Source organism: Rhizobium sp. Root1203 (assembly GCF_001424945.1).
Classification (GTDB): Bacteria; Pseudomonadota; Alphaproteobacteria; order Rhizobiales; family Rhizobiaceae; genus Rhizobium.
Map to the genome: position 1 here is coordinate 87,636 of NZ_LMCW01000017.1, position 25,656 is coordinate 113,291.

24 protein-coding genes and 1 pseudogene are annotated in these 25,656 nt (G+C 57.6%); 15 read left to right on the forward strand and 10 right to left on the reverse strand.

What is annotated here, in order from left to right; genetic code table 11:
- The first annotated feature begins 203 nt into the window (after positions 1 to 203).
- The 8 genes from ASC97_RS18735 to ASC97_RS18770 all read left to right on the forward strand — a co-directional run bounded on the left by ASC97_RS18735 (position 204) and on the right by ASC97_RS18770 (position 8,031).
- Complete coding sequence (locus ASC97_RS18735) at positions 204 to 1,055, forward strand: sugar phosphate isomerase/epimerase family protein (protein ID WP_057469852.1); 852 nt, start codon at positions 204 to 206, stop codon at positions 1,053 to 1,055.
- Positions 1,056 to 1,076: 21 nt separating this feature from the next.
- Positions 1,077 to 2,132: a sugar phosphate isomerase/epimerase family protein gene (locus ASC97_RS18740; protein WP_057469853.1), complete on the forward strand. Its 1,056-nt coding sequence runs from the start codon at positions 1,077 to 1,079 to the stop codon at positions 2,130 to 2,132.
- A gap of 54 nt (positions 2,133 to 2,186) precedes the next feature.
- Positions 2,187 to 3,872, forward strand: a complete 1,686-nt coding sequence (locus ASC97_RS18745; protein WP_057469854.1) for a ribulokinase — start codon at positions 2,187 to 2,189, stop codon at positions 3,870 to 3,872.
- Positions 3,865 to 4,584, forward strand: coding sequence for an L-ribulose-5-phosphate 4-epimerase AraD (gene araD, locus ASC97_RS18750; RefSeq protein WP_057469855.1), 720 nt, complete (start codon positions 3,865 to 3,867; stop codon positions 4,582 to 4,584). Before ASC97_RS18745 ends, araD begins: the two co-directional genes overlap by 8 nt.
- 2 nt (positions 4,585 to 4,586) lie before the next feature.
- Positions 4,587 to 5,384 (forward strand): alpha/beta fold hydrolase, encoded by a 798-nt coding sequence (locus ASC97_RS18755; protein WP_057469856.1) that lies wholly within the window; start codon positions 4,587 to 4,589, stop codon positions 5,382 to 5,384.
- A gap of 42 nt (positions 5,385 to 5,426) precedes the next feature.
- A complete protein-coding gene (locus tag ASC97_RS18760; RefSeq protein ID WP_082530055.1) occupies positions 5,427 to 6,248 on the forward strand; it encodes a sugar phosphate isomerase/epimerase family protein in 822 nt (273 codons plus the stop codon).
- Positions 6,249 to 6,332: 84 nt separating this feature from the next.
- Positions 6,333 to 7,370 (forward strand): sugar phosphate isomerase/epimerase family protein, encoded by a 1,038-nt coding sequence (locus ASC97_RS18765; RefSeq protein WP_057469858.1) that lies wholly within the window; start codon positions 6,333 to 6,335, stop codon positions 7,368 to 7,370.
- A 22-nt stretch (positions 7,371 to 7,392) separates the two neighbouring features.
- Positions 7,393 to 8,031: an SGNH/GDSL hydrolase family protein gene (locus ASC97_RS18770; RefSeq protein ID WP_156390395.1), complete on the forward strand. Its 639-nt coding sequence runs from the start codon at positions 7,393 to 7,395 to the stop codon at positions 8,029 to 8,031.
- 158 nt (positions 8,032 to 8,189) lie between these two features.
- Here ASC97_RS18770 and ASC97_RS18775 read toward each other — a convergent pair whose 3' ends face one another.
- Positions 8,190 to 9,167 (reverse strand): quinone oxidoreductase family protein, encoded by a 978-nt coding sequence (locus tag ASC97_RS18775; RefSeq protein WP_057469860.1) that lies wholly within the window; start codon positions 9,165 to 9,167, stop codon positions 8,190 to 8,192.
- A 104-nt stretch (positions 9,168 to 9,271) separates the two neighbouring features.
- Positions 9,272 to 9,448: a hypothetical protein gene (locus ASC97_RS34070; RefSeq protein ID WP_156390396.1), complete on the reverse strand. Its 177-nt coding sequence runs from the start codon at positions 9,446 to 9,448 to the stop codon at positions 9,272 to 9,274.
- 219 nt (positions 9,449 to 9,667) lie between these two features.
- Here ASC97_RS34070 and ASC97_RS18780 point away from each other — a divergent pair, with 219 nt between their 5' ends.
- Positions 9,668 to 10,744, forward strand: a complete 1,077-nt coding sequence (locus tag ASC97_RS18780) for a GlxA family transcriptional regulator (RefSeq protein ID WP_057469861.1) — start codon at positions 9,668 to 9,670, stop codon at positions 10,742 to 10,744.
- 312 nt (positions 10,745 to 11,056) lie between these two features.
- Here ASC97_RS18780 and ASC97_RS18785 read toward each other — a convergent pair whose 3' ends face one another.
- Positions 11,057 to 11,653, reverse strand: coding sequence for a TetR/AcrR family transcriptional regulator (locus ASC97_RS18785; protein ID WP_057469862.1), 597 nt, complete (start codon positions 11,651 to 11,653; stop codon positions 11,057 to 11,059).
- 103 nt (positions 11,654 to 11,756) lie between these two features.
- Here ASC97_RS18785 and ASC97_RS18790 point away from each other — a divergent pair, with 103 nt between their 5' ends.
- Complete coding sequence (locus ASC97_RS18790; RefSeq protein ID WP_057469863.1) at positions 11,757 to 12,800, forward strand: saccharopine dehydrogenase family protein; 1,044 nt, start codon at positions 11,757 to 11,759, stop codon at positions 12,798 to 12,800.
- Between the two features lie 98 nt (positions 12,801 to 12,898).
- Here the strand turns inward: ASC97_RS18790 and ASC97_RS18795 are convergent, their stop codons facing one another.
- Positions 12,899 to 13,990 (reverse strand): helix-turn-helix transcriptional regulator, encoded by a 1,092-nt coding sequence (locus tag ASC97_RS18795; RefSeq protein WP_156390397.1) that lies wholly within the window; start codon positions 13,988 to 13,990, stop codon positions 12,899 to 12,901.
- A gap of 263 nt (positions 13,991 to 14,253) precedes the next feature.
- Here ASC97_RS18795 and ASC97_RS18800 point away from each other — a divergent pair, with 263 nt between their 5' ends.
- Positions 14,254 to 15,078, forward strand: a complete 825-nt coding sequence (locus ASC97_RS18800; protein WP_057469865.1) for a DUF1194 domain-containing protein — start codon at positions 14,254 to 14,256, stop codon at positions 15,076 to 15,078.
- Between the two features lie 129 nt (positions 15,079 to 15,207).
- On the opposite strand, the pseudogene ASC97_RS34075 reads toward ASC97_RS18800, so the two are convergent.
- Positions 15,208 to 15,379: pseudogene (locus ASC97_RS34075) on the reverse strand (IS110 family transposase); the annotation flags it as partial.
- Positions 15,380 to 15,907: 528 nt separating this feature from the next.
- The gene (locus tag ASC97_RS18805) at positions 15,908 to 16,351 is read right to left on the reverse strand and encodes a winged helix-turn-helix transcriptional regulator (RefSeq protein WP_057469866.1); all 444 of its coding nucleotides are present in this window, start codon (positions 16,349 to 16,351) and stop codon (positions 15,908 to 15,910) included.
- Here ASC97_RS18805 and ASC97_RS18810 point away from each other — a divergent pair.
- From ASC97_RS18810 to ASC97_RS18825, 4 genes are all read left to right on the forward strand, one after another.
- On the forward strand, positions 16,242 to 17,330 hold the full coding sequence (locus tag ASC97_RS18810; protein ID WP_244481524.1) for an NmrA/HSCARG family protein: 1,089 nt from the start codon (positions 16,242 to 16,244) through the stop codon (positions 17,328 to 17,330). The genes ASC97_RS18805 and ASC97_RS18810 overlap by 110 nt on opposite strands.
- Before the next feature lie 356 nt (positions 17,331 to 17,686).
- Complete coding sequence (locus ASC97_RS18815) at positions 17,687 to 17,929, forward strand: hypothetical protein (RefSeq protein WP_057469868.1); 243 nt, start codon at positions 17,687 to 17,689, stop codon at positions 17,927 to 17,929.
- 971 nt (positions 17,930 to 18,900) lie between these two features.
- A complete protein-coding gene (locus ASC97_RS18820) occupies positions 18,901 to 19,794 on the forward strand; it encodes an aspartyl protease family protein (protein WP_162246703.1) in 894 nt (297 codons plus the stop codon).
- Between the two features lie 551 nt (positions 19,795 to 20,345).
- Entirely contained in the window at positions 20,346 to 20,993 is a 648-nt protein-coding gene (locus ASC97_RS18825; RefSeq protein WP_057469870.1) for a helix-turn-helix domain-containing protein, read from the forward strand.
- Between the two features lie 86 nt (positions 20,994 to 21,079).
- Here ASC97_RS18825 and ASC97_RS18830 read toward each other — a convergent pair whose 3' ends face one another.
- The 4 genes from ASC97_RS18830 to ASC97_RS18845 form a co-directional block, all read right to left on the reverse strand.
- A complete protein-coding gene (locus ASC97_RS18830; protein ID WP_057469871.1) occupies positions 21,080 to 21,883 on the reverse strand; it encodes a helix-turn-helix transcriptional regulator in 804 nt (267 codons plus the stop codon).
- Positions 21,884 to 22,115: 232 nt separating this feature from the next.
- Entirely contained in the window at positions 22,116 to 23,096 is a 981-nt protein-coding gene (locus ASC97_RS18835; RefSeq protein ID WP_057469872.1) for a Gfo/Idh/MocA family protein, read from the reverse strand.
- Between the two features lie 402 nt (positions 23,097 to 23,498).
- Complete coding sequence (locus ASC97_RS18840; RefSeq protein ID WP_156390399.1) at positions 23,499 to 24,131, reverse strand: hypothetical protein; 633 nt, start codon at positions 24,129 to 24,131, stop codon at positions 23,499 to 23,501.
- Entirely contained in the window at positions 24,128 to 25,627 is a 1,500-nt protein-coding gene (locus tag ASC97_RS18845) for a sugar ABC transporter ATP-binding protein (protein WP_057469874.1), read from the reverse strand. Before ASC97_RS18845 ends, ASC97_RS18840 begins: the two co-directional genes overlap by 4 nt.
- Positions 25,628 to 25,656: the final 29 nt, after the last annotated feature.

Consider the following 25,656-nt stretch of genomic DNA (forward strand, 5'->3'; position numbering starts at 1 on the left):
CGATCGTTCCGGTGATCTGAAGGCGACGACGTCGCAGTCCTCGGCCGTGCCGATCGCACACCGACTGCAAACCGTCGTCGACGTGGGGGCGAGTTGAGATCCGGCTCAATAATCAGATCGTTATAAAAAAGCGCCCTGCTGCACAATGCGGACAACGTCGTGCTCGCTAACCTGCAAACACCAATCGCGGGGAGGAGAATGTGATGTTGCTCGGTTTCAATATGCTGCTCTGGACGCCGTTCGTCACGGAGGTCGACTTTCCGACCTTTGGCGAGCTGAAGAAGTCTGGCTATGATGGCGTTGAGTTGCCAATTTTCGAGGGTTCTCCCGAGCACTATCGAAAGGTGGGGCAGGCGATACGGGATAATGGACTTCGCTGCACCGCGGTCGGCATCATTCCAGAAGAAGCGAAGAACTGTACGAGCAATGATCCGAAAGTCCGCGCGGCCGGCCTTGATCATCTCAAATGGTTGATCGACTGCCTTGAGGCGGCGGGCGGTGAGGTACTCTGCGGCCCGTTCTATCAGCCGCTGGCAACATTCACCGGCGATCCGCCTACGGCTGATGAAATGGCCGGCGCGGTCGAGGTTCACAAGCAGGCAGCCCGCTATGCGTCGTTGAAGAACATCAAGCTCTCGGTCGAGCCGCTCAATCGCTTCGAGTGCTATCTGCTCAATACCGTGCAGGACGCAGCGGCGTTGGTCGCCAAGGTCGATGAGCCGAATTATGGGCTCCTCTACGACACCTTCCACGCCAATATCGAGGAGAAGGATCCGGTCGGCGTGATCAAGCCGAACATGGCGTGCATTAACCACGTGCACCTGTCGGAGAACGATCGCGGGACGCCCGGAAAGGGACATATCCCTTGGGCCAGCACGTTCGAAGCGATCCGCTCGACCGGCTACGACCAGTGGTACGTCATCGAGGCGTTCGGGCGGTCATTGCCCGAAGTGGCAGCCGCCACGCGAGTCTGGCGAGATTTCTTCCCGACCAAACAGGAAGTTTATCAGTTCGGTCATGACTTCCTGCGCGACCAGTGGTCTCGCGCTGCCTAGGCGAAAATCAGAGGTGAATATATGAAGACGATCAAAGGCCCGGCGATCTACCTGGCGCAATTCGTCGGCGACCAGGCGCCCTTCAACACGTTCAAGGACATTTGCGGATGGGCCGCCTCGCTCGGCTTCAGGGGCGTCCAGATCCCGGTCTGGGACACGCGGCTCATCGACGTCACCAAGGCGGCCGAAAGCAAAGCCTATTGCGATGATCTCAGGGGCGTTGCGGCTGAGCAGGGAGTGCAGATCACCGAACTTGCCTCGCATCTGCAGGGGCAGCTCGTCGCCGTTAATCCGGCCTTTGACGAGGCGCTCGACGCATTCGCGCCCGTGCATGTTCGAGGAAATCCGAAGGCAAGACAGGAATGGGCCGTGCAACAGGTCAAGGCGAGCGCCATCGCAAGCCGCAATCTCGGCCTGAAGTCTCATGTAACATTCTCCGGCGCTCTTGCATGGCCATTTTTCTATCCTTGGCCGCCTCGACCCGCCGGTCTGGTCGACGCCGCCTTTGAAGAACTTGCCCGCCGGTGGAGACCGATCCTCGATCTACATGCGGAGCATGGTATCGACGCGTGCTTCGAATTGCATCCTGGCGAGGATCTCTTCGACGGAACGACCTTCGAACGTTTTCTGAAGGCGGTGGACAATCATGAGCGTTGCTGCATCGCCTATGACCCGTCGCACTTCCGAATGCAGAACCTCGACTACGTCGGCTTCATCGACGTCTATCACGAACGGATCAAGGCCTTCCATGTAAAGGATGCTGAGCTTCGCTCGACCCCCAGTCAAGGCGTATATTCCGGCTACTCTGAGTGGCCGGATCGCGCGGCGAGGTTCCGCTCGTTAGGCGACGGCGATATCGATTTCCGGTCGATCTTCGCTCAGCTCTCCGTGCACAATTTCGACGGGTGGGCCGTGCTCGAATGGGAGTGCGCGATCAAGGACCGGATGGACGGTGCCCGTGAGGGGGCCAAGTTTATCGCGGATCATTTAATCCGCGTCAGTCAATCGACCTTCGACGACTTCATCGAGCAGGGGGCTGACGACAAGGCGGTCAAGCGCGCTCTTGGGCTGATCTGAGTTTCCCCATTGATTTGAAACCCGCTGACGACCTTCCTAACAGGTGTAACAAGAATGCATTCCCGCACGGATCCAGCATACGTCATCGGCTTCGACTACGGCACGAATTCTTGCCGGGCGGTGCTGATGCGGCCAGACGCCCCCGCCGAGCTAGCGCTGGCCACATATGCCTACCCTTCCGGCAAGGATGGTGTTCTCTATGACCCGCGTCATGTTCATCTGGCGCGCCAGCGTCCGAGCGACTATCTTGCGGGGGTGCAAGCCTGCGTCTCGTCGCTCCTTGAGCAGGCGCGACGAACCATAGTTGGCTTCGACGCCTCGCAGGTGCGTGGACTTGGCTTTGCAGCAACTGGCAGCACGGTCATCCCGGTTGACGCCGATCTCCACCCACTGGCCGATCGGCCGGAATTTTCAGAAAACCTGGACGCGATGTCGTGGTTGTGGAAGGACCATACAAGCGAGGCTGACGCCGAACGATTGACGCAGGCCTTCCGCGATCGGCGACCCGAGATGATCGCGCGTTGCGGTGGCGTCTATTCGCCCGAATGGTTCTGGGCCAAGGTCCTGCGGTTAAGCCACAGCGACCCCCACGTATTTGGTCAGGCTGCCGGTTTCGTCGAGCTATGCGAATTTCTTCCAGGAACACTCTCCGGCGCCAAAGCGAATGACGTTGTTCGCAGCGCCTGCGCGCAGGGTCACAAACTCCTCCACAATAGCGACTGGGGCGGCTTGCCGGACGCAGGCTTTCTTGGTCAGGTCGATCCTGTCTTGGTGAAGGTGCGCGAAAGTACCAACACCCGCGTCGAGACGGGAGATCGGTCTGTCGGCACGCTGACGTCGACCCACGCGGCTTGGCTCGGCCTTTCACCCGACGTTGCAATTGCCGGTGGCGCCTTCGACGCGCATTTCGGCGCGGTCGGCGCCGGGATTGGCCCCGGCAAGTTGGTCAAGGTCATGGGAACCAGCACCTGTGACATCATGATTTCATCGGCTGACGCAAAGATCTCCGGTATATGCGGCGTCTTTCGCGACACTGTCCTGCCTGGCTTTTTCGGCATCGAGGCTGGCCAAAGCGCTGTCGGCGACCTGTTCAAATGGCTTGTCCAACAACTCGTGCCCGACCGCTACGGCACAACCGACGAGGAAAAATTTGCCAACCTGAGCAGCGTGGCCGAACAGTTGCTGCCAGGCGAATCCGGCCTGGTTGCGCTGGATTGGAACAATGGCAACCGGTCCGTTCTGGTCGATATGGACATAAATGGGTTGGTAGTGGGCCAGACGCTCCATACTACTGCCGCCGAAATCTTCAGGGCGCTAATCGAGGCGACTGCCTTCGGCTCACTGCTCATCATCGAGCAGATCGAGGGGGCGGGCGTCGCCGTGGACGAGATTGTCTGCTGCGGCGGGCTGGCGCAGAAGAACCCGTTCGTGATGCAGATTTATGCCGACGTGACCGCTCGGCCGATCGTCGTGGCAGACAGTCACGAAACGTGTGCCAAGGGTGCGGCAATCTTCGCCGCCGCGGCGGCGGGCCTCGGTTCCGTCGTGGAATTGCAAAGGCGCATGGTGTCGCTGCCACAGTCGAAATATCGCCCGAATGCTGCTGCCACTGAGGTCTATAGGCGCCTCTATGAGGTGTATCTGACATTGCATGATGCGTTCGGCCGCCGTGGAAATGCCGACGTCTATCACGTCATGAAGACGCTCAACGCCATTCGTCGGGAGGCCTCTCGTGGATGAGGAGATCCTGCACGACGTGCTCGAGGCGAACCGCCGCTTGCCGCGCGAGGGCCTTGTCAGCCTGACCTGGGGCAACGTCAGCGGCCGTGATCCGAAAAGCGGCCTGGTCGCCATTAAGCCAAGCGGCGTCTCCTATGACGAGTTGCAGATTGACAGCCTCATCGTGCTAGATCTTTCGGGCGCCATTGTATCCGGAACATTGCGTCCGTCGTCGGATACCGAAACCCATCTCGAACTCTATCGGCGGTTTGCCGGCGTCAACGGCATCGTGCACACGCACAGCCCGCGCGCAACAGCACTTTGCCAATTGGGATTGGAACTGCCTGTTCTGGGCACAACCCATGCCGACCATTTTGACGGAACGGTGCCTTTGGCGCGGGAACTGACTGCGCAGGAGATCGAGGCCGGCTATGAGCTTTTTACCGGCAAGGCGATCGCCGATTGTTTCGAATTATCCGGCGTCGATCCGGTTCGCATACCCGCCGTGCTTCAGCGATATCACGCCCCATTCGCCTGGGGTCGCAGCGTTCGGGCGGCAATGGATAATGCGGTCGCGCTCGAAGTCTGCGCCGATATGGCCCTCGCCATGTTGGCCGCCGGTCGCCCGCTTGAGCCGATACCAACGCATATCACGCGCAAACATCAAGATCGCAAACACGGCCCGAACCAGACGTATGGGCAGACCGCCAAGCGGTCAGCGACGGGAGGCTGAACATGCCGATTGCAAAAAGTGGCGACCTTGAGGTCTTCTATGAGGTCACCGGCAGCGGGGATCCCATGATACTCATCATGGGACTGGGGGCCGATCAGAGCGTCTGGGAAATGCACCGAGCCGCTTATGCCGAGCATTTCCAATGCTTCGCCATCGACAACAGAGGAATTGGCCGAACGTCAAAGCCCGGCGGTCGCTATACCACTGCGGACATGGCCGAGGACGTGCGCGCCGTCATGGACCACGCCCGTGTCGGCCGCGCCCATGTCGCGGGGATCTCGATGGGTGGAGCTATCGCGCAGCAGCTCTGCCTGAGTGCGCCCGATCGGGTTCGCTCACTGATTCTGGTCAGCACCTGGGCGCGACTGCCGCTCTTTCATCGCAACGTGTTCGAACACTTCAAATCAGTTCGAGCTCATACGTCGCCGGGCGATTTCATGCGTTGCCTGCAACTGTGGATTTGGGGCCCCGAATATGTCGAGACGCATCAAGCTGAGCTGGAGCAGGCGCGCCACGATGCCGACGCCAAGCTCGCGCCCCAGCCACAATCTGCATTCGAAGCGCAGTGCGACGCCTGCATTGGCCACGACACGTTTGACCGGCTTGGCGAGATCAAGGTCCCGACACTGATCACAGCGGGGCGGGAGGACATTTTTACGCCGTTCGCACTTTCAAAAATCCTGCACCAGGCGATAGCTGGCTCGGAGTTGCTCGAATTCCCGAACTGCGCGCATGCCCATCACTGGGAAGATCTGGAAACATTCAATGGTGAGACCCTGCGCTTCATGCAGCGCAATTGACGGCGCGCGTGATGGGACCGGTTCGTTTTTGGAAAGAGGACCATGACTAAAATCAAGATGGGGTGCCAGACTTACACTTGGCAGATGAGCGGCGAACTCTACCTCGGCAAGCTCGATCACATCATCTCGGTAGCTGGTGCAGCCGGCTTCCAGGGTGTCGAGCCCGAGACCCGGTTCTTGGGTGCACTGCGCGACCCTGCGTTGATGCGAGAGCACCTCGACCACGCGGGCGTCGAACTGGCTTCGGTTTGCCTCGTCGAGACATGGTGTCAGCCAAAGGAGACCGACGCCGAGCGCGAGGACGCCGACTGGGTTATCGACTATCTGGCGCGCAATTTCCCAGACACAATATTGAATGTCTGCCCCTATCCGGGCAGCGACCGCTCCGATCTCGAAGAACGTCAGGCGAACCAGCTCGCTTGCATGAACGCCCTCGCGGCCCGCGCCGCGCAAAGGGGCGTCCAGGCAGCGTACCATCCGAATTCGCCGGCAGGATCGGTATGCCGGACACATCAGGACTACGACCGCATGCTGAACGGTCTCGACGCCCGAGTGTTGAAATGGGTGCCGGATGTCGGCCACTTGGCCAAAGGGGGAATGGACCCGCTCGAGATCATTGGAGCCTTCCGGCCGCTGATCGCGCATGTCCACTACAAAGACATGGCAGCCAGTGGCGAGTGGGCGATGATGGGCAAGGGCGTGATCGATTTTGAAGCGATCACGACCTTCCTTCACGACACTCACTATCAGGGCTGGCTCGTGGTCGAGGACGAAAGTCGAGAGGCCGAAGTCGCGCCTGATACCGTCGCCGCGTTCGATGGCCGATACATGAAGGCGCGCCTGGCGCCTATCGTCGCAAGGTGACGGTGCCTGCTAGCGACGCATCCGAGCGAAGCCGTCTGCGACGCCTCAATCCAGATTTACGGAAACAGCCGGGAGAGACGGTCAATGCAACAGTATCCTAAACTTCACAATGCCATGTGGCCCGGCCTCGTCGGCAAAGGTAGCGACGGCGAGCCGGAAATTGACCTGGATACGATGTTGCGCCTGACCGCCGATGCAGAAGTTGATGGACGGCGGTTCGACGGTGTGGACCTCTTTCTAGCGGCCCCGCACGTGCCGATCGACGCCACCGATGCCGAGGTCAACGAGATCGGGCGGAAAATTGCCGGCCACGGCCTCGCCGTCGGTTCGGTCGTCGCCCCCGTCTGGCCCTTCAGCGGGGGTGGTTCGGCTATGGGTGACGCGCAGGAGCGCGACCGCTTCGTCGAGATGGTTCGAAAAGCCTGCCGCATTGCCGGACAGTTCAGAAAGAGCGGTTTGCGCACCTATGGTGTTATTCGCATTGACTCGGCGGCCTCGGTGGAGGATTGGGCAAAGGATCCGGCCCACAACACCGCAATGATCGCGGATACCTTCCGGCGCGCGTGTGACGTTGCTGCGGAATTCGATGAGCGCCTCGCGATCGAGGGCGAAATATGCTGGGGCGGCATGCACAGCTGGAAATCAGCCCTTGAACTTCTGGTGGCCGTCGATCGCCGCAATATCGGCTTTCAGGCGGATATGGCGCACACGCTTCTCTATACAATGGGCTACAACGCGTCGGAGGCGCGCCTTCTCCCGAATGATTATGAATGGTCTGATCGCACTCCGATGCGCGAGGCCTTCGCAAAGGTTTCCGCCGCGCTGCGCCCCTGGACCATCGATTTCCATGTCGCCCAAAACGACGCAACCGTGAAAGGCGGCGGAGACCATGACCTCACGGGCAGACACTGCCAGGTCAACGACCCGAATGGCAAGCTGGATGTTGTCCGGGATGCCGGGTTCTGGCTTCGTGACGAGAATGGCAGCCTCACCAAGGCATTTCGCCATATCTGTTGGGACGGATGCATGTTCCCGAATGACGTCATGCTGCAACAGCAAACCTGGAACGATGTCCTAGCAGAGATGATCGAGGTGCAATCCGCGCATGGTTGGCGTGAATAACCCTGAAGATGGAGTAAGCAGCTTGAAGACCGTGCTTTGCTATGGAGATTCACTCACCTGGGGCTATTCCCCCACGGGTCTGGGGCGTCACGCCCATATGGATCGCTGGCCGAGCGTACTGGCCGCAGCCCTCGGTCCAGATGTCTCGGTCATTGCCGAGGGCCTCAATGGCCGCACCACGGCGTTCGACGACCACCTCGCGGACTGCGACCGCAATGGAGCGCGCATTCTTCCAACGATGCTGCAGACCCATGCGCCGCTCGATCTGGTCATCATCATGCTGGGCGCCAATGATATGAAGCCGTTCATCTGCGGTTGCGCCATTGGCGCCAAGCAAGGCATGGCCCGGCTGGTTGGGATCACCCGTGGCCATGCCTATCCCCACGATGCCAAGCCGCCCAGGGTGTTGCTGGTTTCGCCTCCGCCGCTTACGGCGACGAAGGATGCCGATTTTGCTGCGGTATTCGACGGTGGCGTGGCCGAGTCTGGAAAACTCGCGGGGCTTTACGCCGAAGTCGCCACCGAGATGGACTGCGGCTTCTTTGACGCGGGATTGGTCGCCCGTGCGACGTCGCTGGACGGGGTTCATCTCGATGCCGAGAACACGAGAGCAGTCGGGAGGGAGCTGGCGCCAGTTGTCCGAGGCATGCTCGGACTTTGACGCGGCGGAGAATATCGCTTTTCCGCTGGCCGGCATTGATATCCGAAGTGCGACCCGACGCATCGCGTCGAGTGCAGCTTGGCGGAAGCGTCGGTGACGCCTGATCGACAAACGTCTCAAGGCCAGGCGGCGATGGGCGACCGACAGGGGTTGCGTTCTCACGACATGCGAAAGAACTGCTTCCCGCTTTCAGGTACCCGCAACGTCGCTTCAACTCCTTTGCGCCATTCGCCAAGCGATAAAAATCCTCCAACAGAGACTTTGAAGTCATCGCTGCTAGACTCCAGGGCGATCCTCGCCAGCTCTTCCATGTCCTCCGGCTTCGGGGGATCAAAGAAATAGCGATAAACATGCGATCGGATCTCCAGCCCATTCAGTAACACGTCGAAATTGTGCAGCTCGAACCGTTCGGGGCTCATGCCGCCGTTGATGACCACCTGACCGCCGAACCGCATGGTCCGAATAATGTCGCCTGTGAGAGGCCCGCCAACGTTGTCAATTAGTGCCGCAATTCCGACACCAGATGTGATTTCGGCAATGCGCTCTCCGATGGGCTCCTTAAGTTGGCTGAGATCTATGACCGCGGCCGAACCTCTCGTCAAAAGATCAGTATGGACGCGACGCGTTGTCGATATCACATGGACGCCGCGCGCGGCAGCAAACTGGGCGACCATCGAGGAGACTGTGGCGTTGCCTGCTGTGACCGCGATCCAGTCGCCCGCCCGAGCCTTAGCGGCTGCAAGCAGATCCCATGCAGTGATGATGTTAAAGAATTGCGCAGCTTTCTCGGGCGCAAAGTCGTGGGGCAGGGGGATAAGCCACTGAACTGGCAGCGCTGCATACTCTGCCCAGCTGTTATAATAGCTGAAGGCAACGAGCGTTCCTGGTTCTAGTCCTGTCCCGGGGGGAGCGCGCTCGACGATTCCAGCGCCGTGGTTTCCGCCGATTTGCGCCGGAAATACTGGTTTCTTCGGCTCAGGATAGAGGTTGGCGATAAAAAGGAAATCTCCCGGACTGATTGGCGCAGCTACCATACGCACAAGAGCTTCACCATCCGCCAAAACTGGTACGTGCACATCCTCGGCCCGCAAAACATCGAGCGGATCGCCGTATCGATCGAACAAAACAGCCTTCATTTGTTGGTTTCTCCATTTTGGGATTTGCTCCGCAAATTAAAAGCCCGCGGACAATGGTAATGATTTCTTGCGGGCGCTCCTCAAAGTAGAGTGGCCCGTATCCTCTAAAGCAATTGCACGGCATCGAGGGTCGACGCTCGGATGACTTGCGTCACATAAATTCCGAAGGTGATGTCCCCGCTCACCGTCAGCACTGGCATCTGCAAAGGAATGTGTGCAAGCGAAGCGATATCCTTTGCATCCCGATCAAAGACCGCGAAATGCAAGAGGCCGGCGCGCATCGCGGCAATCTCCCTCGGACCAGTATCGACGGAGCCATGAACACGAGGTGCGACTATGCCGCCAAGTCGTGTTCCACATGGTTGCTCGATCCACGCCGAGCAACATTAGAGCCACTAGCTGGCTGACCATTGTCGCGGCCAAGGCGGGCCTCTGTATTTGCATTGCGTCGTCTCCTCGAGCATTCAGGGGAGCATAAGTTGGTATGTCCGTGATGTGTAATGGCGCAAAAGACAAATAACTTGCGAAACGCGCCAAAGATCGTGAAGATCCGGGTTGTAACGATGGAGATTGATGTGGTTCAGACGAGAGTGGCCGTGCGTGCCGAGCCAGGGACGCCGCGGCATCATATTGCCATCTGGCTACCGAGCTTTTTCTATGCGGCCGTGGCTGCGACTCTCGCGGAAATGTTCACCCTGGTGAACACCATCCGGGGCGACAGTATATTTTCCGTCGAATTCCTTGGTTCGGCGGATCAGGCAGTGGCAGAGTCCGGTATCTCCTTTCCAACCCAGCGACGTCCTTCGCGTCGAGTAGACGCGTTCGTGATACTGGCGGTACCCGGTCTGCCAAGCCGGCAACTCACCGCAGACCTCGATCGGGAGAGCGGTTTCGTTCGACCGAACTTGACTCAAGCCGCAGAAAACGGCGCAATTATCGCCGCTCATTGCTCGGCAAGCTGGTTTCTTGCGGACGCCGGCATGCTCGATGCCCGCAGTGCGACAACCTCGTGGTGGTTGAAGCACGATGTGAATATGCGCTTTCCAAGGGTCCGCTGGGACGTCTCGCGCCTGCTGGTACGTGATGGCCTTATCTATACCTGCGGGGGCGGCTTTTCCGGGATCGAACTGGGGAAAGCCCTACTTAGGGAATTCGGCTTTCACGAGGAGGAGAGGCACGTTCGCAAGTTGCTTGTACTGCCGCCCACTCGGTACTTGCAGACGCCTTATGAGATGGTGCTTGAAGAGCTGCCAGCTTCCTTCCGTTCGCTGCGGGAGCGACTAACAAGCATTGATGAAAGCAGCATCCTCGGAATGAATGTCACCGCGCTCGCGGAACGGCTCGCGCTTTCACCGCGTACGCTGGTGCGCCGGTTCTCTGACGAAATGGGCTTGACCCCACAACAGTGGCTGACCGAACGGCGTCTCGCGGTTGCTAAGCAATTGTTAGAGGCGACCGACCTAGCGGTGACCGAGGTCTGCCAGCGGGTAGGATACCTGGATGCTCCTTCCTTCAACCGGCTTTTTTCGCGGCAGACCGGAATGACGCCAGGCGCTTACCGGCGACAGAGCCGGTGATCAAAGTGTCTCGCTTTCAGTTTCGGCTCGATTCCGGCGTTTCACCGGAGGACCGAGAAACCGTCCGAAGGTAGATTAGTCTGCCAAAGCTCATCGACGGCCACTCATTTCGGGTTATCCGATATCTTAAATCATGCATCCTTCTCGGCTCACGACGTGAACGCGTAGCCAGATGGATCCTGGCCGAGCGACAGTGGGCAAGAGCTGGATTATTCAACGCGGCAAGCCCGCGATGCGTACCGCCTTATCTACGCAATTTGCATTTTGTCGGAACCGCTCGTCCACGACTCGAGGGCACGACTTGAACAAATCTCAGTCCCCACTGGCAGCGATCAACGCGTGGGCAGCATGTCGAAGCAGTTCGGTTGCCTCGCCGGCTTCGAACAACGGCATGCTCACAAATGCGCCATTGATTATTACCGCAAGTTGCCCGGCGAGCCTATCTGGCCTCGCTACCTGTAGTTTTTCCGCGATGACGTTCAATCGCCGCCGCATCTCACGCATATGGGTTTCAGCGACAATGCGAGCGGGGTGGTCAATTTCCGGAAACTCAGCTGCCGTATTGATTTGTGGGCAGCCGCGATAATTCCTTCGCCCAACCCGTTCCCCGATCCATTCACAGTGAGCATCAAGCTCAGCCAAGGCATCGTCCGAGTGTCGTTCGCTCACTCGATCCCACGTGCCCCAAAAGTCCTGGTCCTCACGTTTGAGAAACGCGGCCACCAGGTCATTCTTCGTACCGAAATGGCGATATAGGCTGGTCTTGGCTACACCAGATCGTTCAACCACCAGATCGACCCCAACCGCGCGTACGCCACGACGGTAAAACAACTCAGACGCTGTCTCCAGGATTCTGTCGCGCACCTCGCTGCCCCCATGGGCGGGGGCGGTTTTCACGTTTTTCGACATCGCGTAGCTCCATTTTTTATCAGCTTAGCAGAAACCGAGTTGACATCATACAGACCGGTATGTTTTAGATGCTACAGACAGGTCTGTAGCATCGGAGAAAACAATGGGCATCCGTCTTTCTAATCCTTCAAACGCATCTCGGGCCGTGGCAGTCATAGGAGCAAATGGCCACACGGGGCGCTTCGTCGTCGCCGAACTGCTGCGACGCGGATTTTCGCCCATCGCGATCGGACGCGATATTCGCCGGCTTGATGAGGCTGGTCTCCTCCAGCGCGGCATCGAATGCCGGGAAGCCATTGTCGAGGACGATGTCACGCTGGACAAAGCGCTTGCCGGAGCATCGGCAGTCATCAATTGTGCGGGCCCGTTTCTGGATACTGCTGACGCTGTGATCCGTGCTGCACTGAGAGCCCGTATCCATTACCTCGATGTCACGGCCGAACAACCAAGCGTGCAAGCCACTTTGTTACGGTATGGAGCGATGGCTCTTGAAGCTGGCATAGCGGTCATTCCAGCCATGGGCTTTTACGGCGGCTTGGCAGATTTGCTCGTGAATGCTGCCATGCAGGAGTGGGATTACGCCGACGGGATCGAAATTCGAGTTGCACTTGACAGCTGGCTGCCGACGAAGGGCACACGGGTAACGGGACAAAGAAACACCGCACAGCGCCTGGCGGTCAGCCATGGACAGTTGGCACCGGTTCAACAACCGCCCACACAAAAAGAATTCATACTGCCACCTCCCTTCGGCACGCAGACATTCATCGAGGTCCCGTTTTCTGAAGTTCCACTGATTGCCAGTCACGTCCGAACCCAGGAACTGCACACCTTTCTCGGCACCATCGCGCTGCGCGATGTTCGCGATCCATCAACGCCTCCACCGCAGGCAGTCGACGAAACCGGGCGGTCGGCTCAGCGCTTCGCCGTGGAGGTGATGGTAACAAGGCACGGCGAGCATCGCAGTATCCTTGCCCAAGGACAGGACATTTACGCGATCACCGCGCCAATCATTTGTGAAGCGGTCGAGCGCATCCTGTCGGGCCAAACCAAAGATATTGGCTCGAAGGCGCCGGCAGTCATTTTCAACGCAGCCGATTTTCTGGAGGCACTTGGCCCATTCTTGTCGGTTGAGACTTCGAATCGCTAGTCCAGGAACCTTTTGAGGGCCAAGCTACGCCGATATTCTAATTCGATCATTGAATTTCCGACACTAGGTCTGATCCAATTTCGGATACCGATTGACATTCACTCCAATGAAGCCAGCAGCGCCACCAGCTGACCCTGGCGATGTGTGTCGGTCTTCTGGAAGACAGCCTTAATCCTGCTTCGTGCGGTCTCACGAGTGATGCCGAGAGTATCTCCGGCTTCTTCGAGAGAACTGCCGCCCGACAGAAGTGCCGCAAGGCGCGCCTCTGCTGGAGTGAGCCCGAAAGCGCGGCCGAAGACCTGCCACTCGTTCCTGCCCAGCCGAGGCAGTTCGTTGAGAAGCAGCAGGGCTCGGGCGCAAACGAAGGGCGTCTTCGCCGCACCGTCGACAGACAGAAACCTGATCACGAGCGGGGTCGCATTCTCCCGCCTTACAATGATCGGGGCCGCGCGCAAGGCCCTGCCCTCGCGAAGCCCCTGCAGGCGGCTGAGCACCCTTTGGTATTCGGCTGCGGCATGCCGGTCACGAAGCATCAACCGCCCGCCGGTGATCTGGATGGAACCATCCAACAGCCGTTGGGCCGTGGCGTTGGCATGAATGAACCGCCCTGCCTGGTCGATTGCGACCACGGCCTTTCCGATCTGGTCGAACGATGTTGCGACTGTGGACAGCGTCACGCGCCCCGCCAGATGCGCGAGGCAACCGACTTCGTTCAGCCTCACGGAAAACTGCTGGAGCACGGCCCTCTCGGCTTCTTCGAATGGCCCCTGGCGGGGTGATCGGTGCAATGTCAGCGACCAGAAATCGGGGCCGGTGCGAAGGCCGATGCCCGCCCAGCCCTTGCCGTCGAAGCGGGGCATGAAATCGTCGAAGAACGGCGCGTAGCGGGCGTTGCTGTCGATCAAGTCACGGTCCAGCGCTACCTCGCCCCGCATGGTGATCGCCCGCGCGCGTCGATGGCTCTCCCTGTCCTGTTCCACCCAGCTCTCGCTGACATAGGTTTGGAGGCAGTCTCTAAGGCTGGCAGTCGTCATCGCGCCTTCGGAGGTGGACTGGGGGATCAGGCTCGCGCCCATGGCGCCGAGCGAGGCCGCCAGCTCGTCGAGTATCCCGATCCAGCACGATGGATCAGCGATCACGTCTGACAGGTTCATGGATGCACGCTGCAACCGATCGACGTCAAACGCCACGGCCTTACCCCCCCGCTTTGTTGGCATGCACAAACAGATATAGGAGATGAATAATAGGCAGATCAACAACCAGTCCCGCAAGCTACGCCGCAAGAGGCGGCGTGTCCATGGCCAGGCTTCGCAGGCATTGACAGCATATCTGCCCGCTCAACCCCCAAACGGGGGTCTTCTGCAATCGTTTCCTCGCCGAAGCTTTTGTCATACAGGCGACGATGCCCGGTTACACACTGCAATCGTCCCGCAGGAGAAACGGTGAGGGGTTCATGAACACTTGGCTATGCACAAAACTGGCGGCTGCGATTGTGGTCACGTCGGCGATTGGATCCGCGGCGCTCGCATCCGGAACTGATCACGCACAGGCGAGCGACGTCGACGTCGCCGTGGTCTTCGCCGTCGATTTCTCGTCCTCAATCGATCCTGCCACCGCGGACATGCAGCGGAATGGTCATGCCGCCGCCTTGACATCCCCCGAGATATTGAAGGTGCTTTCCAGCGGCCGGCGGGGGTGCATAGCAGTCAGCTATTTCGAATGGGCAAGCCCGTCGAGCATAAGGTCAATCTTGCCCTGGACGAGGATTTGCGGACCCAAAGACGCAGAAGCGGCAGCCGGCATTATCAGCAGTACCGGTGACAGGGGCGTCGGTCGCAGGATCAGGGGTGGAACATCCATCTCCTCGGCCATCGCCGTCGGCAGCCTGCTTCTCGACAGGTTTCCGGACCGCGCGGACCGGATGGTCATAGATATATCCAGCAACGGCGAGAACAATGCAGGCCTGTCCGTTCAGCAGGCTAGGGCGAAGGCGATTGACAAGGGCTACACGATCAACGCGATCGCCATCCCGTCCAGGGAATTCCAGAATCCCGACCGCCCGCTAGCCTCTTATTTCGCGGAGGAAGTCATCGGCGGCGACCAGGCCTTCGTGATGGTACCGAAGGCGTTAAGCGATTACACCTTGGCCCTGCGTCACAAGCTGGTGACCGAGATATCCTTGAAATTAACCCCGAATTCGCGTTCGCAGGACGGGCAGCCACGGGTGAGCATCGCGGACACTCGATTGGCGAGGACCCGGGAAGGGGGGACGGAGTAATCGAACGTGACTGCCCTTAGTGCGCTGTCACACGCCTCAAGGGAGAATAGGTCCCCCCAACTGTCGAGATGGTACTGAGGGAGAGATCGGCCGCCAAGCGAGTGGTCGCTGTCGCAAGGCAAGTTGTCTGGTCGCGCAAGCCTCGATTCCGATCAGGCACGGCAGCAATTCCCTGAAAAATCCAACGACATCGTGGTGGCGCAGGCCTGCGACGGCTGACATAAGCGCCAGCACCATTGATCCCGTGAACCTGCAATACTTGCTTCGCGATATTCAGACCAATTGTGGTAACCTGCTCCATGAACGGCTCTCAGCATGTGACTTCCACAGCCACACTGTGGCACATCGCGATGCCGGGAGAGCGGACGCCGTCGACCACTGCAAGCTTCCAGACGAGATTGCGAGCGTCGGCGATTACCCTTGAACCCACCCCATGGAGTGATCAGATGTGCCGCGTCGCCCAGAGGAAGATATGCCAGTGGCGATAGCGGTCAGCCACCCCGAACCCGCGTGTTCCAAGGCGAGCGGTATCGGAGCGTAACCGGAATATCAGTTCCGATCGCCGCCTCGACAAGGTGGTGGGGTGGCCATCGGAAGCTGATGCGAAGCTCCCGACGGTACTGTGCGCGTCACACCGTGTGTCATGATCACCGACAAGCCCATGCCCTACGACGCACCCAAAAGGCAAATTATGCTCGGTGTCGAGCATCCTGCACATAAGCGCCTCAACAACTGAGCGGAGAACAGGCATCTGGTCATTCGACAACGAAGCACCCTTACTGGGGAGGTCGGCACCACCCCATCTTGCCCCCGAACATCGAACGCCTCGTTAAGTTTCGACGGAGCAAGTCTTAACGGTTCGTTGCTCAGAATCGTCGTAAGCGCGGCGGCATTGTTCGACGTGGGCCAAGTTGTCCGTGATCCAAAAATTGACACCTTCGAGGGCGCTCAAGATACCGGCCCCCATGTCGGTCAATTCATATTCGACTCTCGGCGGCACTTCGGGAAAGTAATGACGCACAACAAGGCCATCTCGCTCCAGATTTCGCAGTGTGAGCGTGAGCATGCGCTGGGTGATGCCTTCAATCTCGTTCTTGAGCGCCGAAAAACGGAGCCGCTGCCCACTCGCGACTGAGAGGTGCCAGATAACCGGAACAGTCCATTTGTCGCCGAGCCGCGTACAGATTCCGTTCGACGGAACCGGTCTGAAGGGCCGACCGCCTTTGTTCTGTTTATCGAACCTGCTCCCTATCGGTTTTTCCAAGCGTATCATCCTTGTGCCTGAGGCTGGAAAATGTGCCGTCTTCCGGTGTCAACCTCATAGCTATATATGGATTCCCTCGGCAAAACATGAGGGTGTCCACATGACGAAAGAAAAACGTTCGATCCTGGTCTTCGGCGCGACAGGTCAACAGGGCGGGTCGGTCGCCGCCGAATTGATGAGGGCAGGCTGGCGAGTGCGTGCACTGGTTCGCGATCTCGCCTCTCCCAAATCAGAAGCACTTCGCCGCGCGGGCCTCGAACTCGTGCACGGATCGTTTGCGGATATCGAAGTGATCCGCGCCACCATGAAGGAAAGTTATGGCGTCTTCAGCGTGCTGCCGGGCAACTTGCCCGAAGAGGAAGAAGTGCGTTTGGGCAGCGCGATCGGGGATTTGGCAGCAGAGTGCGGTGTTGCACACCTCGTTTATTCCTCGGGCGCCAGCGCCGGTGAGAAGCCGACTGGCGTAGCGCGTTTCGACGCCAAGCCTCGTATCGAAGTGCACATTCGCAAACTGCCGATTATCGCAACCATCGTCAGGCCGATGATTTTCATGGAGATGCTTGCAAGGCCCGGGTACGGGTTGGAGGAGGGGCAGTTCAAATTTTTCCTCAGACCCGACCAGTCGATGCAAGTCATCGCCGTGGATGACATCGGAAAATTTGTTGCCGCTATCTTCGCCGACAAGGTGCGGTTCGGAGGAGAAACATTGAAGATTGCCGGCGATACCGTCACCGGCCGCGAACTGGGAGAGATTTTTACGGAGGCCGCCGGTCGTCCGATTGTCTACGCGCGCTTTTCCGATAAGGTTCTCGCTGCCAATTCCACTCTTGGGCAACTGGCCGCAAGCCTGGACGAAGGCCCCCTTGCAGACCACGTGGATCTGAATGTCATGAGGAGAATAAATCCGGAAATTATCTCTTTCCGATCCTGGCTAGCTGGGAGTGGGCGGAAAGCCTTCGACGACGCCATCAGGCTTGGTGTGCGATGAGAGCCTGACCCATTAGCCAAATAAAAGCGGATAAACACTGCCGTTGTGCTGGGCCATCGCCGTCAAATCTCAGCACTGTAGTGGTTTGATCGCCCTATGTCAGTGACCCGCTCACCTTGGCCTGAAAAAACAGTCGGGTGATCCGCTCGCATTTCGGCGTTTGTCGTTTACCGATACAAGTTGCGGCTTCCGCGTGCGGCTCGAGATCGGCGCCGGCCGTGAAGGCGCCCCTGGCAACTCAGGCCTGATCACGCGTCGCGCGCTTTCGTTGCGGTTAGTCGGGCTCTCGGGCAGTCGGTAATGCGCCTGCAATCTCTGCCTCGTAGCAAGCTGCAAAACCAACTGGAGCGGCTGCGTTGCGCAACGAATCACCCCGGAAGACATACCGAACGCGTTCACGTCTTGCTTTTGCAGGTGCCGCCTTCGCGTTGGTGGGGACTGCGCTGCTTGCGAGCTGTGCCTCCCAAGTGATGAAAAACTATGTCGGCGGGCCGGGTTACGTCAAGGAGACCGAGTGCTTCTACACATTCTATGCGCGCGCAGCCGGGACGCGATGGATCGTCACGAATTTCCGCAAGCCGAAGCTCGAATGCGAATGACGACTTTGCAGTAGCGCGTGAAGGTTGTCGCAGATGCTCGGTTAAACAAGGAGCGAGAAGCATGCTCAGGCATTTGTCCAGATTGCGGGGCGTATTCCGTCCGATGCGCCCTGATCCAGGCGGATCGGAGAGACTGCTCGGTGCAGTGCTGATCTTTTTGATGTGTCTGATGTTGGTGCTCTTTGCGCGCCATGCGATAGCGCGTGATGCGGCGCTTGCACGTGGTCCCTTGATGAGTGCAGCGGCCGAGTGTTCAAGATCAGCGTCGGGCACGAGCTGTAGCAGTTTGAGCCAGTAGGATTGCCGACAGCGCGAGTCTTGTTCTCATCGAAGGCGATCATCCCTGAGGATGATCTGCGTGCTGCGATGCCACGCCGATGGTCCTATAGCCGCGACGGCGAACGTCCGGGGGTCGAAGATGCCTTCTCGGCGCGGCACTCCACCCGGTATTGCGGCGCATCCTCACTCTCAATTACGGGTGACAGCCGCCTTATCCGGCGGGCGTTCGTGCCAGGTCGAGCATCGGGTTTTCACTCTTCCTACGACCAGTACCTCTATATCCCGGCATGCCACATAAGGGCCTGCCAGTTGGGCATGAGGAGGCCCGCTGCCTCAATTTCTATCTTGATCTAGACGGTTTCGCGCAATGGCTGCACCTGACCCAGGAAACTTAGCATCGTCCAAACCCGCGTTGCCACGATCCCACCTGCGAAGGCGCGTATCACCTCGCGACTGCGCCTTGAGGAAATTACTTGCTCGCTGCCCGGAAAATTACGCTGTGCGCAGTTCCGCGCAATGTTCCTGCAACCCAGCAGTCGGATGTTTAGCCCAGCACCTTCACCAACCAACGACGGGAGACTATCCGATTGTTAGGACGGTGCTTTGAATCGTCGGCCCCACAGCCTTTCAGTCCACGCTCAGAGGCGCCACGACCTCATCGCCTCCTTACGATGTCCAAGAACGTTCGACAGATGAACTTAGGAATACGATCTCTGTCACTCCTTGCCGCTACGGTAGTAGTTTGCGTGGCGTGGGCGGGCGACAAACTCACGGGGAAGAGGACACATGTCGAGGCGGTCATACCACTATATCTCTCCTCCAGTCGCGTCCTCGTGATGATGCGGCTTGGCGATCATTCACCCTCGCCGGTGGTTTTCGACACTGGAACTAACGACAATGTCCTGGATACTGTCTATGCCGAACAGTTCAACCTGCCACGCATCGGCCCATCGACATCGACTGACGGCAGCACCGGGCGGCCGGTCCCGGGCTACCAGACCCGATTGGTCGGAGTTCAGCTTGGTGGCATCCCGATCGCAGACGCACCAGCCAACGTATTTGACTACCACAGCACCGATGAGGTCGGTATTTTCGGACCTAATAGCTTCCCCCAGAAGCTGGTGCTGCTCGATCTGCGAAATGCGGAGTTGCGTATTTTGTCAGGCAGTGCTGTCGATACGATGGACGGGCCGGGCGCGCCCTATCTTGGAGAAGGGGCCGCAGGCCTTCCTTCCTTGCAAGTCGAACTCCCAAGTGGAGTGGTCCACGCCATTCTCGATACCGGCAACGATTCCGCGCTGCTGCTTCCGCTGGAATTCTCGGAGAAGCTCAGCCTCGCCGGCGGTCTAGAGCAGATCGGATCGGTCGTTTCGGCTTCGGGGAGCCAGCCCATGTATGAAGCTCAGATCGCAGGCGATATTAGGATCGGCGCGATCACCGTGAACAATCCAACAATCCGATTTATCAAGGGCGGCTACCCGAACGTCGGCCTGCCGCTACTGCGGCAAATGACTCTTGCTTTCGACCCGACTGACGGCCGCACCTGGGTGATCGATGATACGGCGAGTAATGCGGCACGCGAATAGACTGCCACGTGGATGAGCCGACTCCGGGAGGCGGTAGCTCTGGCGAAAGACGAGCCTTGAACTTAGCGAGAGAACCGACGGATTTCCAACCCTGACCACACTTTCATGGTATCGCCCTCAGCAAGGATCTCATGTGTACACCTGATAGAACCTCTGGAACCGATAGACCCGGAGACGAAAGGCGGAATTGTAGACTGCGTGATTATCGAGCAACCGACCGCCGAGTAGCCGTCCGAGCCACCGTTCCCCGGGACGGAAGCGTGTCATGCATCGCAATGCCGATCGGAAACGAAGGATGAGCTTCCAATCTCCTATGAGACTGAGGTGCGCGACACGAATATAATTATTGATGACGTTAAGGTATCGACCCACTGTTGATCGAAGCTTAGGCACATAAAAAGTCGAAATGAAAACTACGAAAGCGAGGGGCTAACTTTGAGAAGCGTAAATTGCGCAGGAAGCACATCTTAGGAAGCAAGGGAAAATTCCACCGAGGCGTTTCATTCTGAAATGACGTCGCAGCGAGTTTGAGGTTGGAGATAGTGGCAGCGATGCAAGAGGGCAGATGCTCGCAGCTGGGCGATGAAATGTTGGGAATCTGCATTGCCGAGAATTTTCGGTATTATGCTGCGCTTTTATTCCCTCAGGCTGACAGGACCAGTTTCTACGAGAATGTGATCGCCACCAATTGGCCGGATGACCTTGTTACAAAATATAGGCAGTCCGATCAGTTTTTTGCGAGCTCGTTCATGGATCAGTGTCGGCAGACGACGTTGCCCGTTGTCGCGTGTTCATCTGCATTGTACTCGGGATTAAACCGCGATGTGGACTTGCGTCAAATCGGAACCGAGATCTGTGGCTTTAGTCTGCATTGTCCAAGCGGAACACGGTATCTTGCGATATTCAGCGGCGCTTCGCTAAGCGAGCGCAACATTCATAATGCCTTCATACAATCACTGGGAGCCGTAAATCACTTCTCTAAGAAGGTCAGGTTGGCATCGAAAGGCCATCCTCTTTCGCGCCGGGAAGTCGAGTGTTTGCGCTGGACGGCGGCTGGCAAAAGCAGCGAGGAAATTTCTATAATCCTCGATCTGTCTGCCACGACGATAAACGCGTATTTCAAGTCCGTGATGAGAAAGCTCGATGTAATGAATCGAACCCAAGCAGTTGCGCTGGCCTGCCGGTTGCGGATTATTTAATATTGCTCAGATGGACAATTTCACCACTATACTTTAATGGCCATAGGCAGAGGATGGCCCCCGCGTAGTTTGCCTCCGATTCCGTTCTAGATGAGTTGCAAATCCTGCCGGAATAGTTTTGGCACCGTCCCTGTCAGCGCCTTGAATTCCCTGGTAAAATAGGCAGGACTCGCGTAGCCTAGATCGTCCGAAATAGTCGCAATCTTCGTCCTCGAATTTCGCAGCATTTTCTTTGCGCGGTTTATTCGTTCGTACCTTACGTATTCCTGCGGCGACGTGTAGAGCGTTTCCTTGAATATCTTTGAATAGTATTGCCTGCTCATGTTGGCCATTGAACAGAGATCGCCAATCAGTAGTTTTTTTTCGATATTGGCATGGATGTATTCCAGAGAGGGCTTGAGACGTTGAAGGTCACGTTTCTTATTGACTAAGGTTTCCGCTCCATCGTCTGTAAAATGCGCTGCCAGCAGCTGAAGCAGGTTGCCAGATGCCTCCAGTCGCGCAGCAAAGGTCAATTTTTCCGATGTGGCGTGAATTTTTCTCATTTTTTCAGTGACGAGTTGCATATCGAGGGGACGTACTTGTCGACGGTAGGGCTGAACTGAAAGGAGATCGATGTGAGACTGCCCCCGCATTTCAAAACACACGTTCAGCAGCCAGAAATACGTCGAGCATCTGTATGCGAATCTGATGGTGTGTGGAAACAGATAACTGCAGCCTTGCTCAAGAACGACGATTTCATCGTTAACCTCCACTTCAGCTTCGCCTTCGATCACCACATACAGCCGATTGTAGGCATCATTCAAACGCAAGCCCGACCATTCGGAACCGTACCGGGTATCGTCGGTCCGCAGGATCTCTATATCGATCGGAAATGGAGGTGAGGCCATCTAATGTGCGCTCCAGCTACTTCTCTACCATCACGTTGGCAACCCGTCCGCAGTTGTGAAATAGGTGCGGCCGGCCATCGCCACAAACAACTGCGTAGCGGTGGATGAACTGCCACGGTTCGAAGCGTTACGCATGTTGGCTAAGCCCGAAACCTCGCAATTGCAATCGCAACTAAAGTGGCGAGCCGGCCTTTAGGGCTCGCCACTTAATCTGGGCTATCGCATCTGAGCTCTATTCACCGGGATATGCGAGGCCGATCTGCTTCCTTACCGAATCCAGCACCTCCATGATGGCCAGACTCTGTTCCGGAGCCAGGATCGATGAATTATTTCCTGTCCGGACCAGACCTTCCATTTCGAATGCCTGGAACTGCATGCCACGGCCGGAAACCTCTTCCGCGAACTCCTCCAACACGACGCCATTTTGATCGACGATCTTGAAAGAAGTCGGCATGTACCACACGGAAGCGATCTCGATCCGCGCTTTGGTGCCGTAGACGACCGCAACATTGGGACCGGCACAATCGAGCGCCGAGACAGTCGTCGAAATCGCACCCCCTTGATGCCGCATCACTGTCGCGATTTCCGCATCTACGCCCGTGCCAGAGAAGCGAGCTGATGCATGGATAGAATTAGGGATGCCAAGAAGATCGCAGGCGAAGGAGATCGGATATATTCCGAGATCAAGGAGCGCGCCCCCACCGAGTTCGAGCCTGTTCAACCTGTGCTTCGGATCAGAGGGAAGAAACTGGCGGTGCTCGGCTGAGATGGAAAGCACTTCACCTATGGCTCCCGATTCCACAATCTCCCGGATTTTGAGCATGTGAGGCAGGAACCGCGTCCACATCGCTTCCAGGACCACAAGGTTCTTTTCGGCCGCCCGTTCGACAACCCGTCGGGCCTCTCTTGAATTCAATGTAAATGGCTTTTCGACAAGCACATGCTTACCAGCGTTCAGGGCAAGAAGTGCCGCTTCGACATGGTTGGGATGTGGTGTCGCAACGTAGATAATATCGACATCTGGATCGGCAACAAGAGCCTCGTAGCTGCCGTGAAAACTCGGTATTCCGAATTGTTCGGCAAAATCCTTTGCCCTACCTGGTGACCTAGATCCCACTGCAGCGACCCTTAGGCCTGCCAGGATGAGATCCTGCGTGAAGAGCTCAGCGATCCATCCGGTCGCCAGTATACCCCAACCAAGTTTGGTATTCATTCGTAGTCCCTTTTCAAAAAGCGGTTACAAAATCAGAGAGATACGAGGTCCATTTTCGAAAACGAACCTTCAGTATGCTCGAACAATTGCGACGGGTGTTGTATCGACTTTGTTGTAGCCAGCCTTCGTCGAATCCCATCGAGAAGCCAGAGTTGCACAATTACAGCGTCGACATGGTATCGCTACCATCTTATTTGTCAAGCAGGGAGTGGTGTGAAGCTTGACCCTCCAAACAGGGAGCCGACCCACGACGGAAGGGATAACTTTTGGCGGCTCGCGCACGAAGGCCACGGCGGCGTTGGCACTGATCGATCCTCGAGGGGTCTGGGGATTTTGCGATCGAACGTTCTGTAAGGATGTCACGTCGCCACCGTTCTAGCGCGATGCCATGGTGGCAGTTTTTCAACCGGAAGGACCTATCAAGGCGGCCAACTCAGAAGCGCGCCGTGCGTTGTTGCCATGCGAAAACATTGCCGCTCCGACGACTGCTGTCTCGACGTGCAACTCGGCAAGACGGCCAAAGTGCGAAGGGTCGATCTTGCCATCCACAACGGTCTGAAGCCCCGGCGGTCGAGCGGAGAGGCGCTTAAATGCGTTCTCATCGAAGGGCCCGCCGCCAGCTGGCGCCGTGAGGAACAGGAAGCCGTCTGCGAAGTCGGTGACTTGCTCTAATTGGCTGACATGCGTTCCGTGGCGGATCGCTGCAAACGCACGGGCGCCGTTTGATTTGATCGCGGCGGCGATTTCACTCGAACAGTGATCGCCTTCAAGATGGAAGGCGACGGAGCGCACGCCCATTTCCGAAAACCGAATGGCGGCGTTCATCGGGTGGCGCAGCATAAGGTGAACATCCAACGGAACCTTCGTATAGTCCTGAATGTGTTCTACCAGACGCCCATACAGCCCGAATTCGGGAGAAAACCAACCGTCCATTATATCGATATGGAAGGAATCCACGTATGAGGAGACGCTATCGATGTTATCTGCAAGTCGAAGCGGATCTGCAGCGTAGAGAGATGCCGAAAGTTTGATCATGCCGCGGGAGCCCACGCCGCTTCGCGCAATTGGCCGACGGTAAGGTCTGAGACAGCGGATGCTTGCCCATTGCACCTGCCATGTTGAAACACCGCGATCCGATCGCAAATGTCCATCAACTCCTCTTCCTCACTGGATACAACGATAATGCACTTGCCTTGATCTGCCAGTGTCTGGATAATCTGGTAGATGTCAGACTTCGCGCCGATATCAACACCCTTTGTCGGCTCGTCGAGCAGGATCAGATCCGCGTTTTGTTCTATGATGCGAGCGAGGAGGACCTTTTGCTGATTTCCACCGGAAAGTGATTTGATGGGACCGTCTAGCTTCCCACGTGTTCCGATTCTCGAAAGGGTCTTGCGCGCTGCCGCTCGTGCGGTTGAGACTTGGACAAAACCAGCCTTGCGGTAGCGGCTCAGGGATGAAAGTACGACGTTTTGATAGGCTGACATCAGCGGAATGAATCCGTCTATCTTTCGTTCTTCCGTTAACAATGCAATTCTGGACCGAATGGCAGCTTTGGCCGTTGAAGGCTTATATGGTGCACCGCCGATTTCGATTTCGCCGCTGGCGACCGGGTCCATGCCATAGAGCGACCTCAAGAAGCGGGTGCGGCCGGATCCCACGAGTCCGTAGAGCCCCAGAACCTCTCCGCGCCGGGCTTCGATATCGACACCCTTTAGCCGAGCGCCACTCAAGTTCTTGACGCGCAGATACACCTCGCCCGCCGGTGTCTTGTGGCGTTTAAAATCATTGGCATGTGCGTGGGCGTCACCGACAATCGCGTCGACGATCGCTTGTTTGCTGAGGTCGCCGCCAACGGCGTGATACACGACGCGCCCACCCGACAGCACCGTCGCCTCGTCGCATACAGAAAGGACTTCATCTAGTTTATGCGAAACAAGCACAATGCCAACGTTTCGCTCCAGCGCAATTCGGCGCACATGCCCTAGCAACTCGGCGGATTGCTGGCCATCCAATGCTGTTGTGGGCTCATCAAGGAAAATAAACTGCGCCCTGCCATCGAGGTTGGCGATGACTTCAACAAGTTGTTTTTCGGGATGAGAAAGGCTTTTGACGGGTCGAGTCACGTCTGTCGACATTCCATATTCGGACAAAAGCCTTTGCGAATAGCTGTTCATTTCGGCCGAGCGCTTAACGCCGTGAAGCGATACCTCTCGCCCGAGGAACAGGTTCTCAGCAACTGTCAGGTTCGGGATCAGCCGCAGTTCCTGGTAGACGCAGGCAATACCCTTGGCGAGCGCATCGCGCGGCGACGAGAGCGTGACGACGTCAGGGCCGACTGACAGAATGCCTTCGTCCTGTGGTTGAGCACCGGCGAGAATCTTCAGCAACGTCGACTTGCCAGCACCATTGTGACCAAATAGACCATGAATTGTTCCGGGCCTGACCATGAAGTCGATCCCGTGGAGCACTCCAACGCCAGAAAACGCTTTGGTGATGCCTGAAGCTGTGTAGCTGCCGTTCGAGGCCATATCCGTCATCCTTATCAAAGATGTCGCGC

Coding starts and splice junctions, on each gene's coding strand:
- ASC97_RS18735 (WP_057469852.1), top strand. CDS start 204: ATGTTGCTCGGTTTCAATATGCTGCTCTGGACGCCGTTCGTCACGGAG.
- ASC97_RS18740 (WP_057469853.1), top strand. CDS start 1,077: ATGAAGACGATCAAAGGCCCGGCGATCTACCTGGCGCAATTCGTCGGC.
- ASC97_RS18745 (WP_057469854.1), top strand. CDS start 2,187: ATGCATTCCCGCACGGATCCAGCATACGTCATCGGCTTCGACTACGGC.
- ASC97_RS18755 (WP_057469856.1), top strand. CDS start 4,587: ATGCCGATTGCAAAAAGTGGCGACCTTGAGGTCTTCTATGAGGTCACC.
- ASC97_RS18760 (WP_082530055.1), top strand. CDS start 5,427: ATGACTAAAATCAAGATGGGGTGCCAGACTTACACTTGGCAGATGAGC.
- ASC97_RS18765 (WP_057469858.1), top strand. CDS start 6,333: ATGCAACAGTATCCTAAACTTCACAATGCCATGTGGCCCGGCCTCGTC.
- ASC97_RS18775 (WP_057469860.1), bottom strand. CDS start 9,167: ATGAAGGCTGTTTTGTTCGATCGATACGGCGATCCGCTCGATGTTTTG.
- ASC97_RS34070 (WP_156390396.1), bottom strand. CDS start 9,448: ATGCGCGCCGGCCTCTTGCATTTCGCGGTCTTTGATCGGGATGCAAAG.
- ASC97_RS18780 (WP_057469861.1), top strand. CDS start 9,668: ATGGCGCAAAAGACAAATAACTTGCGAAACGCGCCAAAGATCGTGAAG.
- ASC97_RS18785 (WP_057469862.1), bottom strand. CDS start 11,653: ATGTCGAAAAACGTGAAAACCGCCCCCGCCCATGGGGGCAGCGAGGTG.
- ASC97_RS18790 (WP_057469863.1), top strand. CDS start 11,757: ATGGGCATCCGTCTTTCTAATCCTTCAAACGCATCTCGGGCCGTGGCA.
- ASC97_RS18800 (WP_057469865.1), top strand. CDS start 14,254: ATGAACACTTGGCTATGCACAAAACTGGCGGCTGCGATTGTGGTCACG.
- ASC97_RS18805 (WP_057469866.1), bottom strand. CDS start 16,351: ATGATACGCTTGGAAAAACCGATAGGGAGCAGGTTCGATAAACAGAAC.
- ASC97_RS18820 (WP_162246703.1), top strand. CDS start 18,901: ATGAACTTAGGAATACGATCTCTGTCACTCCTTGCCGCTACGGTAGTA.
- ASC97_RS18825 (WP_057469870.1), top strand. CDS start 20,346: ATGCAAGAGGGCAGATGCTCGCAGCTGGGCGATGAAATGTTGGGAATC.
- ASC97_RS18830 (WP_057469871.1), bottom strand. CDS start 21,883: ATGGCCTCACCTCCATTTCCGATCGATATAGAGATCCTGCGGACCGAC.
- ASC97_RS18835 (WP_057469872.1), bottom strand. CDS start 23,096: ATGAATACCAAACTTGGTTGGGGTATACTGGCGACCGGATGGATCGCT.
- ASC97_RS18840 (WP_156390399.1), bottom strand. CDS start 24,131: ATGATCAAACTTTCGGCATCTCTCTACGCTGCAGATCCGCTTCGACTT.
- ASC97_RS18845 (WP_057469874.1), bottom strand. CDS start 25,627: ATGGCCTCGAACGGCAGCTACACAGCTTCAGGCATCACCAAAGCGTTT.